The organism is Dactylosporangium siamense (genome assembly GCF_016862795.1).
Classification (GTDB): Bacteria; Actinomycetota; Actinomycetes; order Mycobacteriales; family Micromonosporaceae; genus Dactylosporangium; species Dactylosporangium siamense.
In genome coordinates this window covers 78,892-91,612 of sequence record NZ_BONQ01000054.1, presented here as the reverse complement: position 1 = coordinate 91,612, position 12,721 = coordinate 78,892, and the positions used below count along the sequence as shown (strand labels likewise).

Below are 12,721 nucleotides of genomic sequence, written 5' to 3'. Positions count from 1 at the left end.
GCAGGTGGCAGCTCGACGGGCACCACGTACACGTACGTGGTGCCGGTGCCCGTGGTGTCGTCGTTGTCGCCGAACACCGGTACCACGCTCGGCGGCACGAGCGTCGTCATCACCGGCACCGGGTTCACCGGCGCCACCGGAGCCAGCGCGGTCACCTTCGACGGCAACAACGCGACGTCGTACACCGTGAACTCGGCAACGCAGATCACCGCGGTCAGCCCGGCCGGCACCGCGGGCGCGAAGGACGTCGTCGTCACCACCGCCGGCGGTAGCTCGACGGCGGCCACGTACACGTACACGGCGCCTCCCGCGCCGGTGGTGTCGTCGTTGTCGCCGACCACCGGTTCGAACCTCGGTGGCACGAGCGTCGTCATCACCGGCACCGGGTTCACCGGGGTCACCGGAGCCAGCGCGGTGACGTTCGACGGCATGAACGCGACCTCGTACACCGTCAACTCCGCCACCCAGATCACCGCGGTCACGCCGGCGCACGCCAACGGGGCGGTCGCCGTCGCGGTCACCGGGCCCGGCGGCACCGGCAGCCTGGCGTCGTCCTACACCTACGCGTCGCCCGCGCCCGTGATCACCCTGCTGACGCCCAACTCCGGCCCGGAGGCCGGCGGCACGAGCGTCGTCATCACCGGCACCGACTTCACCGGCGCGACCGGCGCCAGCGCGGTCACCTTCGGCGGCGTCAACGCCACGTCGTACACCGTCGACTCCGCCACCCAGATCACCGCGGTCAGCCCGGCCGGCACCGCCGGCGCGGTGGACGTCGTCGTCACCACTCCCGACGGCTCCTCGGCCGCCGGGGTCCAGTTCGAATACCTGCAGCCGCCGGTCCTGTGCTGCTCGTCGCCGGCGTACGCCAACGTCGCCGGCGGGCAGACCCACACCGTCACCGGCCTCCGACACGGCACCATTACGGACGTCAAGGTCGACGGCGTGTCCGCGTCGTTCACGAAAGTCAACAACACCTCGTTCACCTTCACCTCACCGGCGCACGCCGCCGGCGATGTCAACATCGTCGCGACCGGCCCCGGCGGCGACTCCAACGCCATCACCTTCCACTACGACGAGACCCCGACGATCACGTCGATCTCGCCCTCGTCCGGGAGCCCCGGCGGCGGCGACACGGTGACGATCACCGGCACCAACCTCATCGGCGTCATGCAGGTGGAGTTCGACACCGGCAACACCGCCGACATGAGCACGCTCAACGTCGGCCACACCGACACCTCGTTCACGATCACCACACCGTCGCACGCGAGCGGCCCCGTCGACGTCACCGTCTACGCCTACGGCGGCACGGACACGGAGGCGAGCGGGTTCGAATACACGGGCGTCGTCATTCCGCTGGCGGCGATGACCGGCGTCAAGTACGAGCTGACCCCGGAGGCCGCGAGCGCCTGCCTCGCCGCGCCGAGCGTGACCACGCACCCGACGGCGCAGACCGCGACCTTCGGCAGCCCGGTGACGTTCACCGCCGCCGCCGCCGGCAACCCGACGCCGACGGTGCGCTGGCAGACGTCCACCGCCGGCGGCACCTGGACCGACGTGCCCGGCGCGACGACCAGTTCGCTGACGTTCACGCCGGCCCTGGCCGACACCGGCCGGCAGTACCGCGCCGTGTTCCACAACTCCTCCGGCGATGACGCGGCGAGCAACGCGGCGGGGCTGACCGTCAATCCGGTCGCGCCTGGCGCGCCGACCGGGGTCCTCGCGGTGGCGGGCGTGTCGTCGATCGCGGTGAGCTGGACGGCGCCGGACACCAACGGTTCCCCGGTCACCGGGTACCTCGTGAGCGCGAACCCGGGCCCGGCGACCTGCACGGCCACCGCGCAGGAGACCGGCTGCGTCCTCGGTGCGGAGGCCGGCAAGAGCTACACCGTGACGGTCGTGGCCACCTCGGCCGCCGGTAACTCCGCGCCCGGTTCGGGCCAGGCCGCGGCCACTCCGACGGCGCCGGTGGTGCCGACGACGCCGCCCGACACGAGCCTCACCCTGACCACCGACAAGGGCGCGATCAAGACCGCCGAACCCGGCCAGCAGATCGTGGTCATCGGCACCGGCTTCGCACCGCACTCCACGGCGACGATCACCATCTACTCGGACCCGGTCGTCCTCGGCACCGTCGTCACCGACCAGGACGGCAACTTCACCAAGGCCGTCACGGTGCCGCCGAGCCTCGTCGCGGGCGCGCACACGCTCGCCGCGCAGGGCGTCGACCCCGACGGCAACCCGCACGCGATGAAGCTCGCCGTCACCGTCGCCGCCGCCACGTCGGACCTCGCGGTCACCGGCGCGCCGGTGGCCCGGCTCGCGGTGGCCGGGCTGGCCATGCTGGTGGCCGGGCTCTTCGCCCTGCGGGCCGGCCGGGAGCGCCGCTTCTCGTCCTGACACTCATGATCTCTCATGATCCGGGAGACCTTGGGTACCCAGGGGTGCGCAAGGTCTTCCGGATCACTCCTGGTGCTGGGCGGTCCGCGCGGCGGCGAAGCCCGTGGCGAGCGTGGCGAGGACCGCGACGGCCAGCAGCAGGCCGGGACCCTCGTCGACCCGCTCGTCCACCGCGATGAACTGCGCGCCGACCGAGCTGCAGGCCACACCGAACAGTGTGCCGGCCGTGACCATGCCGCCCTTCCAGATCGCGGCGGCCGGGATCGCGACGGCCAGCGCGAGCACCAGCCACCGGTCGGTGTCGTCCACGTGGAGGAACGGCACGGCGGTCCCGGCCCACCAGAGCAGCAGCAGGCTGGCCAGTGCCCCACCGGTGAGGGGCCAGGACAGCCGGGTCGGCGCCGCGCGGACCAGCACGACGACGAGGATCAGTGCCGCGAGGCCACCCAGGACCAGCCCCGCGGTGAGCTGCCACCCCATCATGTCCAGCAGGTACGGGCTGGCCAGCAGACTGACCGGGCCGGCAACCGCGCCGACGAAGTACGCCGCCGCGCCGGTGCTGCGCCGGGCACAGAGCAGCAGCAGCCCGCACAGCAGCACAGCGAGCCCGGCGAACTCCCCGAACATCTCGGCGACGTCGTACGGGCCGGCGATGTAGGACCACCGTTCGAGCTGCTCGAACGCGACCAGCGCGACCCCGATGGCGGCGATGCCGGCGGCCACGAGCGCGACGGTGGCCGGCCCCTTGGCCGGGCCCCGCTGCGGTGCCCCGGGGTCGCGGTCGGTGCGCAGCCGGACCACGAGCAACACGGCGGCGACCGCGAGCAGCACCAACACGAGCGTCAGCGTCAGCGCGTCCGTCCCCGGCGAGCTCTGGCCGAAGCCGGCGCCGACCAACCACAGCAGCCCGCCGCCGGTCCAGGCGCCGATGACCCACCCGGCCCACGCGCGGGAGCCCGCCGCGGCGTAGACGACGGCGGTGCCGACGCCGATCGCCAGACCGAACCGGGCCAGCTCGGCGGACGCGAGCATGCGGACATAGCCGGAGCACAGCCAGAGCAGGGCGGCGACCGCGGTGCCGAACGCGACACCGCCGAGCCCGATCGGCAACAGCCGCCGGGACGTGCCGGCTCGCAGCGCCGCTCGGCAGACCAGACCGGCGACGGTGAGCAGGGTGAGGAGCTGGAGCACGAGCAGCGGCGGGAACAGTGGGTACTCGTCGACCCAGTCGTAGAAGCGGGAGATGAGACCGAGGGAGCCGACGATCGGCAGGAGCGCCCAGGGGGCGAGCCCGGCGACCAGGCCCATCGCGGGCCGGCCCGCGCCCGGGCGGGCGATCAGCCATCCGCCGAGGGCGACGAGCAGCGCGAGGGCCGTGTAGTCGAAGACCGGTTCGTACCCCTCGTGCAGGATGAGCGAGGCCGGCCCGTTGTCGCCGAACATGAGCGCGAACCGCAGCAGGGCGGTGACCACGACGGCGATCCCCAGGCCACGCACGACCGCGGCGGACCCCAGCGGTGCCGGCGCGGCGCCGAGCGGTGACGCCGGTCCGGTGCCGAGCGGTGACGCCGGTGGCCATGCCGAGTGCGGCGCGGCGGGCGAAACGGGCGGTGCGGCGGCGAACGGCGTCGCGGGCGGCCACGAGGCGTCGGGCGCGGCGACCGGTGGAGAGGTGGGAGACCACGCGGCACCCGGGGCGGCGCTCACGGGTTGAAGGGGGTACTGCCCGGCGGACGGCGAGACCGGAGCCGCGCTCACCCCGGGCGACACCGGTGCGGCGCTGACCGGCGGTGAGACCGGTGCGGCGCTGACCGGCGGTGAGACCGGTGCGGCGCTGACCGGCTGGGACATCGGGGCGGCGCTGACTGGTTGGGCCATCGGGGCGGCATTGACCGGCGACGTCGGAGCGGCGGAGAACTGCGCGGCGGGTGGCGAGACGGGAGCCGCGCCGGGCGAGACCGGGGCCGCACTCGCCGGGCCGGCGGCGAACGGCTCGACCGGTGTCTGTTCCCATGGCGGCGGAACCTGCTGCTCGAACGTCGACGGCACATCCGTCGACGGCAGCGTGTACACCGGAGCGGCCGCGCTCGCCGATGCGTCCTGTGTCTCCGCTGCGCCGGGCGCCGCCGGTGACATCTGAGCCGCGGGCGTCGACACCACTGGAGGCGCTACCGGAGACACCAGCGGAGGCGCTACCGGAGACACCAGCGGAGGCGCTACCGGAGACACCAGCGGAGGCGCTACCGGAGACACCAGCGGAGGTGCCACCGGAGACACGGCTGGAGACACCGGCGCCGTGGCCGGAGCCTGCGCCGCCGGTGACACCTGAGCGGGTGCCGGGACGGACGCCGAGCCGAACGCCGGCGGGAATGCGGTGCCGGGACTGGCGGTCGCGGCCGCCGAGGCGATCAGGCTCCCGCCGGCCACGACCAGCTCGGGCTGCTCGATGATCGTCGGGGCGATGCCGAGGGTCCGGTGCAGCAGGGTCGCGGCGAGCGGGATCCGGCTCGACCCGCCGACGAGGAACACCCCGGCGATCCGGGAGGCGTCGACCTGCGCGGCCCGGATCGCGGTGGCCGTCGCGGTGACCGTGCGGTCCAGCAGGGGGCGGGCCAGGTGCTCCAGCTGTTCCCGGCCGAGAAGCGCGTCCGCCTCGACGAGCGGCAGGAAGATCGACGTCGACGAGGAGCGGGAGAGCATCTCCTTGCCGGTGCGCACGTCGTCCCAGAAGTGCCGGGACGACCGCCGGTCCGCCGGGGTCTCCGGGTGCGTCAGGCGGCGCCACAGGTCGCCGTTGGCCACGCCGTAGGTCGCGCCGAAGTACGCCACGACCGAGTTGTCGATGTCGAGCCCGCCGGCGTCGCGCAGGCCCTCCTCGGCCAGCACCGTGAACCCGTCGTCGGTGCGGCCGACGACCGAGGCGTCGAACGTGCCGGCGCCGAAGTCGTACACCACCACGCACTGGCCGACCGGGACGGCGTGGCCGAGGGCCTCGACGAAGTACGCGGCGGCGGCGACCGGCTCGGCCACCATGACCGGCTCGGCCATCCCGGCCCCCCGGGCGGCCTCCTGCAGCACGGCGCGGCGCCGCGGTCCCCACGACGCCGGGTGGGTGAGGGTGACCTCGCCGACCGGGGCGCCGGTGACCCGCTCCGCCTCGGTGCCCACCCGGCGCAGCACCGCCCCGATGAGCGTGGTGACCGGGAGTTCGGCGGGGCCGAGCAGGACGGAGCCGTCGTCGACGCGCAGCTTCGGGTTGGGTTCGAAGGCGTCCGGATGGGCCCGGCCGGCATGGATCGCGTCCCGGCCGACCAGGAACGCGGCCTCGGCCGCCCGCCAGTCCACGCACACCGCCGACGGCAGGATGGGTGTCTCACCGAACAACAGGGGCCGGACCTGACCGTCCGGTTGGCCGATGACGGCGACGGTGCTCGACGTGCCGAAGTCGATGCCGAGCCGCACCCGATCTGCGCGCATGCCGACACCGTAGTGGTCGATGCAACACCGGTCACCGTACGAACAGTCACCGATACCGTGTGACGGGCTGAGGCTCACAGCGCGGCGAGGCCGTGCTCCAGCAGGTCGAAGGCGCGGTTGGTGGCGGCGATCGCCTCGGGGTACACCTCGTCGATGGTGCGGCCCTTGCAGAGCTGCTCGACGTTGGTCTGCATCAGGGTCGAGCGCACCGTCATGATCTGGCCGGCGGCGATGCGCGCGGTCAGCTCGTCGGTCTCCTTCCGCAGCGCCGCGGTGATGGCCTCCTCGCTGCGGTGGAAGAACATCCGGGCCCGCGGCTGCAGGGTGGGCGTGCGCAGCATGAGCAGCTGCAGGGCCCGGATCTGCGGCAGGTCGTTGAGGCCGGACACCGGGTCACGGTTGGCGAGCAGCTCCAGGAAGTGCTCACGCAGCGCGGCGACCACGCCGGTGCCGGGCGGCCGGGTCAGGATCACCCGCGCGAAGTCCTCGATGTGCTCCTCCATCGGGCCGAACACGAGGTCTTCCTTGGTCGCGTAGTAGTTGAAGACGGTCATCTTCGACACGTTGGCGGCCGCGGCGATCTCCGCGATCGAGACCTGGTCGTAGCCGCGCTCGTCGAACAGGCGCACCGCCGCCTGCCACAGCACGCGGCGCGTCTCCAGCTTCTTGCGCTCCCGGAGGCCGGGCCCGTCGACCATGCGATAACCGTACCAGATATAAATGTTGACTCATCATAAAATTTGACTCAGTATAGCCGGCATGACTCCGCTGCAGAAACGGCTGACCATGCTGGCGTGCCTGGTCACGATCGTGCTGGCGATCCTGGACCAGAACATCGTGTCGGCGGCGACGGTGCCGATCGTCCGTGACCTCGACCCCGAGCACGGCCTGGAGCGGCTGCCCTGGCTGATCACCAGCTACGCCCTCGCTGCCACGGCCGCGCTGCCGCTGTACGGCAAGCTCTGCGACATCCACGGCGCCAGGCGGGTCTTCGCCGCCGCCGTCGGCGTCTTCCTGCTCGGCTCGGCGCTGTGCGGCATGGCGCGGACGATGGACCAGCTCATCGCGTTCCGCGGCCTGCAGGGGTTGGGCGGCGGCGGGCTGATGAGCGTCACGATGGTCGTCATCGCGCAGGTCAGCGCACCGGGCGAGCGCGGCGGCCGCGGTGGCATGGCCGGCCTCGTCGCCGGGCTCGGCATGGTCGCCGGCCCGCTGATCGGCGGCGTGCTGGTCGACTCGGGGCAGTGGCGCTGGATCTTCTACGTCAACCTGCCGCTCGGCCTCTTCGCGCTCGCCGTCGCCGCCACCGCGATGCGGCTGCCCCTGCCCGGCCGCCGGCACCGCGTCGACTATCTCGGCGCCGCGCTCGTCGCCGCCGCCGCGTCCACACTGCTGCTCCTGGCCGAGTGGGGCGGTCACCGGTACGCCTGGACGTCCGCCCCCGCCATCGCCCTCGCGGTCGGGGGCGCCATGCTCGTCGCATTGTTCCTGTGGCGGCAGGCCGTCGCCGCCGAACCGGTCCTGCCGCTGTCGCTGTTCCGCAACCCGACGCTGCGCGTGGCGCTGCCCATCCAGGCGTTGCTGGGCGTGGCCATGATGGCCGCAATCGTTTACGTGATGGTCTACCTCCAGGTCGTCCGCGGGACCACGCCGAGCGCCGCCGGCCGGTTCCTGATCCCGGTCGCGGTCGGCATCTCCCTGTCGGGCCTGCTCGCAATCGCACTGGAGCGCCGCGGCTGGCCCGTGCGCGGCACCGTCCTGCTCGGCACCGCGACGGCGGCGCTCGGGCTCGGGCTGCTCAGCCTCGTCCACGTCGCGACGCCGACCTGGCAGATCCTCGCCGCGCTGTTCCTGTTCGGCGCCGGCCTGGGCCAGCTGCTCGGCCAGCTCATCCTGCTCTCGCAGCAGGCGGTCCCGGCCGACCAGCTCGGCGTCACCACCACCGCGATCCGCTTCGGGCAGAGCCTCGGCAGCGCCTTCGGTGCGGCGGTCTTCGGCACCGTGCTGTTGCGGGTGTACCTGGCGAACGCCCCGGCCGGCACGAAGTTCGGCAGCGGCGCCCCGACCGCCCCGGCGGCGTTCGTGACGGCCATCGACACGGTCTTCCTATGCGGCGCGGGCGTCATGGCGATCGCGTTCGTCCTCGCCCTGCTGCTGCGGGCCCCCGCACCCGCACCGGCGCCCGCCGCGGCTCCGGAGTCCGATCCTGTCGCGGCGTGATGGCGGAAACCGGCTGGCGGGGTGGCCGGCGCCGGACGATGATCGCCGCGTGGGAATCGATCTGGAACTCGGTGACGTCTTTGCCGCCCGCGAGGACTTCGAGGCCTGCGAGGAGTCGGGACGTGGCTGCGTGCACGATCCGAACTGCGGGGAGGAGTGGAAGCGCCTCCGTGACCTGGGGCCCTACGAGTTCGATCGGTGTCGCCGTTTCGGCCGGATCAACGAGATCATGGCGCTGACGGGGATGGGCTACGCGGCGGAGATCGACCAGTCCCTGTTCGGGGACGCCAAACCGGGCGGCGACGCTGAGGCGCGGCAACGCTGGCGGGAGGCCAGCCTGCGCTGGCGGTCCCAGACCGCCGCAGGGAGGACCGGCATTCCGGCGTTCAAGCTCATGTCGAACGACCGGTGGCTGGTGAGCGTGCGCGAAATCGATGAAGCCCTGGCGGCGTACGCCAGCGTGCCGGCGGAGCAACGCACCACCCTGGAGACCGATCCCGTCTGGGTCAGGTGGCTGGAGTGGCTCGCGCTGGCCCGGGAGCGCGGCGGCTTCGAGGCGGAGTAGTCGACCACGGAATGGGATCATGGCGGGATGTGGGTGCCGTCCGACGATGAGATCCGAGCGCTGCACGAGCGGCACGCCCCGACTGCGGACGCGTTCGACCTCGTGTACACCCACTGCCGGATCGTGTGGCGGATCGCCGAGCAGCTCCTGACCCGTGACGGTGCTCCCGTGGTGGACGTCGGGCTGGTGCGGGCCGGGTGCCTGCTGCACGACATCGGCGTGTACCGGCTGTATGACGCGACCGGCACCCTCGACCACGCGAACTACATCCGGCACGGAGTGCTCGGCCACGAGCTGCTCCGCGACGCCGGGCTGCCCGAGCCGGTGTGCCGGTTCTGTTCCCGCCACACCGGCGTCGGGATCACCCGTGCCGATGTGGCCGGGCAGCGGCTGCCGATCCCACCGGGTGACTACGTCGCCGAGACCGAGGAGGAGCGGCTGGTGATGTACGCGGACAAGTTCCACAGCAAGAGCACCCCGCCGAAGTTCGTGTCGGCGGCCGCGTACACCGTCGCCGTGCGCCGGTTCGGCGAGGACAAGGCGGAGCGGTTCGCCGCGATGGTGCGCCGGTACGGCGAGCCCGACTTCGACGCCATCGGTTGAGGCGCCCGTCGTCGGCCTGGTCCGGTGGGTCGAGGAGCACGGCCACGCCGTGATCGAGCACCGCGCCACCCGCCGTTGGAGCCGAGCTGGGCACCAGCGAGGATCCGGGGATGTTCGTCATCGACGCGACCTCGGCGGTGCCGCCGTTCGAGCAGCTGCGCCTGCAGTTCGCGCAGCAGATCCAGGACCGCACGCTGCCGGTCGGGCACAAGCTGCCGACCATCCGGGGACTGGCCACCGATCTGGGGCTGGCGGTCAACACGGTGGCCCGCACCTACCGGGAGCTGGAGGAGGCGGGGCTGATCGAGACGCGGGGGAGGGCCGGTTCCTTCGTGTCGGCGGCGGGGGAGCAGGTGCGGGAGCGGGTGCGCCGCGCCGCCGCCGACTACGCGGCCGTGGTCGCGAGTGTCGGCTTCGACGCCGGGGAGGCGCTGCGGATCGCCGAGGCGGCGCTAACGGCCCGCGGGGGCCACGCCGGTTGACTCGCGCACGACCAGGCGGCCGGGCTGGCGCACGACGCCCGAGTGCTGGTCGCCGTCGAGCGCGGCGAACAGGTGCCGCACCGCGGTCGCGCCGAGCTGTTCCAGGTTGAGGTCCACTGTGGTCAGTGGTGGGCGGCACTCGGTGGCGAACACCTCCCAGTTGTCGTAGCCGACCACTGCCACGTCGTCGGGGCAGGTGCGGCCGAGGTCGCGCAGGGCCTCGGTGACACCGGAGGCGATCTGGTCGTTGCCGCAGAAGATGGCGTCGATGTCGGGGTGCGAGGCGAGCAGGCGGGACGTGGCGTGCCGGCCCCAGCGCTGCGACCACTGGCCGAACAGGGGCTCGCCGACCAGGGACTGACCGGCTTCCTGTAAATGGACCGTGAAGGCCTGGGCGCGGTCGCGGGCGGCCCGGTAGCCGGGGTCGCCGGTGATGTGGGCGATGCGCCGGCGGCCCAGCGACACGAGGTGTTCGGCGGCCAGGTGGGCGCCGCCGGCGTCGTCGGCCACCACGGACAGGTCGGCCGGATCGTCGGACTCGCAGTAGGCGTAGACGACCGGCACCGGGATGCTGCGGGTCAGCGACGGGCGCAGGTCGTTGGCGTCGCCGAGGATGATGAAGCCGTCGACCTGCCGGGCGAGCAGCGTGCGGATGTAGTGCTGGCGGCGGATCGCGTCGCCGCGGGCGTCGCAGAGCAGCACGCTCATCTGCTCGTTGCCCAGCGCGTTCTCGGCGCCGAGCAGGACCGGGATCGCGAAGCGCGCGGCCGAGAGCTCGTCGGTGAGCAGGCCGATGGTGCGGGTGTTGCCGGAGATCAGGCCGCGGGCGAGGACGTTGGGCTGGAATGAAAGTTCCTCGGCGGCCTGCTGGACCCGGCGCCGCGTCGCCGGGGCCACCTCGTCGCGGGCGTTGAGCGCCTTGGAGGCGGTCGCGACCGAGACGCCGGCGAGCTTGGCGACGTCCGTGAGGGTGACCTGCGCGCGTTTCCTGCTCACCGGCATCCTTTCATGAAAGCACCGAAAACTTTTCGGCGAGCATACACATGCGCGGTTGCGTGTCACAACTGTCACAGGGGCACACGCAGGTCGTATCCCGGAAGTGAGCGCGCACAAATCGACCGTTGACACGGCGGAGCGTGGCTGCCATTCTTCCGAAAAGGTTTTCGAGAACGGAAGGCGGTGCCACGTGACGGTGGCCAGCGGAGGGCCGGTGTTCCCTTCCCGTGGGGCGTTGCGGCCCGTCGACCCGCGACGGGTCCGCATCACCGGTGGGTTCTGGGCACAGCGGCAGGCGGTGAACGGCACCGCGACGATCGAGCACTGCCGCACCTGGCTGGACCGCCTCGGCTGGACCGGCAACTTCGCCACCACCGGCACCGGGACGGCGCGCCGCCGGGGGCGCGAGTTCTCCGACTCCGAGGTGTACAAGCACGTCGAGGCGATGTGCTGGGAGTCCGTCCGGCCCGGCGGCACGAACTACGACCGGCAGCTCGACGAGCTCACCGCGATGATCGCCGGGGCGCAGGCCGCCGACGGTTACCTGCACACCGCGTTCGGCCGGCCCGGCCAGCCCGAGCGGTACAGCGACCTCAACTTCGGTCACGAGCTCTACTGCGCCGGGCACCTCATCCAGGCCGGCGTGGCCGCCGCCCGCACCGGCCGGGCGCGGGGCCTGCCGGACGTGGCCCGCCGCGTCGCCGACCACATCTGCGACACGTTCAAGGACGACGACCGGATCTGCGGCCACCCGGAGATCGAGACGGCGCTCGTCGAGCTGTTCCGGGTCACCGGCGACGAACGCTACCTCGACCAGGCGGCCCGGTTCGTCGAGCGGCGCGGGCACCGCAGCCTGCCCGAGCACGAGTTCGGGTGGCGGTACTTCCAGGACGCCGTGCCGGTCCGCGCCGGCGAGGTGTTCCACGGGCATTCGGTCCGGGCGCTGTACCTGGCCGCCGGGGCCGTCGACGTGGCCGTGGAGACCGGCGACGACGCGCTGCTGGCCGCCGTGGCCGGACAGCTCGACCGGACCCTGGCCCGGCGCACGTACATCACCGGAGGCATGGGCTCCCGGCACCTCGACGAGTCGTTCGGCGACGACTTCGTCCTGCCGCCGGACCGCGCCTACTCCGAGACGTGCGCCGGGGTCGCCACCGTCATGCTGGCGCACCGCCTGCTCCTCGCGACCGGCGACCTGCGCTACGGCGACATCGTCGACCGGGTCCTGCACAACGTGATCGCCACCGCGGTCGCCGACGACGGGCAGGCCTTCTTCTACGCCAACACCCTGCACCAGCGCACCGCCACCGAGGCGGTGCCGCCGGACCGGGAGCAGCTGCGCTTCGGCGGCGGGCCGCGCGCCCCGTGGTTCGAGGTCTCCTGCTGCCTCAACAACGTCGCCCGGCTGCTCGCCTCGCTCGGCAGCTACCTGGTGACGGAGGACGACTCCGGCGTCCAGGTGCACCAGTTCGCGCCGATGACCGTCGAGCTGGACGGGACGCCGCTGACCGTCGAAACCGATTACCCCGACGGCGGCAGCGTCACCGCCGACCGGGCCGTCACCTTCCGGGTGCCGGCCTGGGCACACGGCACTGCGCCGAGCCGCGACGGCGACCAGGTGCGCCTCGAACTGCCGATGAAGCCCCGCTGGACGTTTCCCGACGCCCGCGTCGACGCGACCCGTGGCTGCGCGGCCGTTGAGGTCGGCCCGGTCGTCATGTGCGCCGAGTCGGTCGACCAGGAGGACGGCGTCACCCTCGACGACATCCAGGTCGACACGTCCGTCGCGCCCGAGGCGAACGCCGTCAAGGGGCGCCTGATCAAGCCCGTCGAGCGCGACTGGCCGTACCAGAGCCAAAACGAAAACCCCGAAAGCTCCGATCCGATCGTGGTCACCCTCGTGCCCTACCACCGCTGGGCCCGGCGCGGGCCCTCCACGATGCGGATCTGGCTGCCCACCACCTGACCACCACCCGAA

The 12,721-nt window shown here is 72.6% G+C and carries 9 protein-coding genes; 6 read left to right on the top strand and 3 right to left on the bottom strand.

Annotated features, from left to right (window positions below; all coding sequences use genetic code 11):
• Positions 1–36 precede the first annotated feature (36 nt).
• Positions 37–2,400, top strand: a complete 2,364-nt coding sequence (locus Dsi01nite_RS18535; protein WP_373318791.1) for an IPT/TIG domain-containing protein — start codon at positions 37–39, stop codon at positions 2,398–2,400.
• A gap of 63 nt (positions 2,401–2,463) precedes the next feature.
• Here Dsi01nite_RS18535 and Dsi01nite_RS58345 read toward each other — a convergent pair whose 3' ends face one another.
• Together Dsi01nite_RS58345 and Dsi01nite_RS18525 are read right to left on the bottom strand one after the other, a co-directional pair.
• Entirely contained in the window at positions 2,464–5,877 is a 3,414-nt protein-coding gene (locus tag Dsi01nite_RS58345) for an Hsp70 family protein (RefSeq protein WP_203847421.1), read from the bottom strand.
• A 74-nt stretch (positions 5,878–5,951) separates the two neighbouring features.
• Positions 5,952–6,575 carry a TetR/AcrR family transcriptional regulator gene (locus Dsi01nite_RS18525; protein WP_203847420.1) on the bottom strand — a complete coding sequence of 208 codons (624 nt, stop codon included), beginning with the start codon at positions 6,573–6,575 and terminating at the stop codon, positions 5,952–5,954.
• A gap of 61 nt (positions 6,576–6,636) precedes the next feature.
• On the opposite strand from Dsi01nite_RS18525, the gene Dsi01nite_RS18520 reads away from it, so the two are divergent.
• From Dsi01nite_RS18520 to Dsi01nite_RS18505, 4 genes are all read left to right on the top strand, one after another.
• Complete coding sequence (locus Dsi01nite_RS18520; protein ID WP_203847419.1) at positions 6,637–8,097, top strand: MFS transporter; 1,461 nt, start codon at positions 6,637–6,639, stop codon at positions 8,095–8,097.
• Between the two features lie 49 nt (positions 8,098–8,146).
• A complete protein-coding gene (locus Dsi01nite_RS18515; protein ID WP_203847418.1) occupies positions 8,147–8,662 on the top strand; it encodes a hypothetical protein in 516 nt (171 codons plus the stop codon).
• 27 nt (positions 8,663–8,689) lie between these two features.
• A complete protein-coding gene (locus tag Dsi01nite_RS18510) occupies positions 8,690–9,265 on the top strand; it encodes an HD domain-containing protein (RefSeq protein WP_203847417.1) in 576 nt (191 codons plus the stop codon).
• A 110-nt stretch (positions 9,266–9,375) separates the two neighbouring features.
• On the top strand, positions 9,376–9,747 hold the full coding sequence (locus Dsi01nite_RS18505) for a GntR family transcriptional regulator (RefSeq protein WP_203847416.1): 372 nt from the start codon (positions 9,376–9,378) through the stop codon (positions 9,745–9,747).
• Here the strand turns inward: Dsi01nite_RS18505 and Dsi01nite_RS18500 are convergent.
• Positions 9,718–10,743 carry a LacI family DNA-binding transcriptional regulator gene (locus Dsi01nite_RS18500; protein WP_203847415.1) on the bottom strand — a complete coding sequence of 342 codons (1,026 nt, stop codon included), beginning with the start codon at positions 10,741–10,743 and terminating at the stop codon, positions 9,718–9,720. The two genes, Dsi01nite_RS18505 and Dsi01nite_RS18500, sit on opposite strands and share 30 nt — an antisense overlap.
• 214 nt (positions 10,744–10,957) lie before the next feature.
• Here Dsi01nite_RS18500 and Dsi01nite_RS18495 point away from each other — a divergent pair, with 214 nt between their 5' ends.
• A complete protein-coding gene (locus Dsi01nite_RS18495; protein ID WP_239135985.1) occupies positions 10,958–12,709 on the top strand; it encodes a glycoside hydrolase family 127 protein in 1,752 nt (583 codons plus the stop codon).
• Positions 12,710–12,721: the final 12 nt, after the last annotated feature.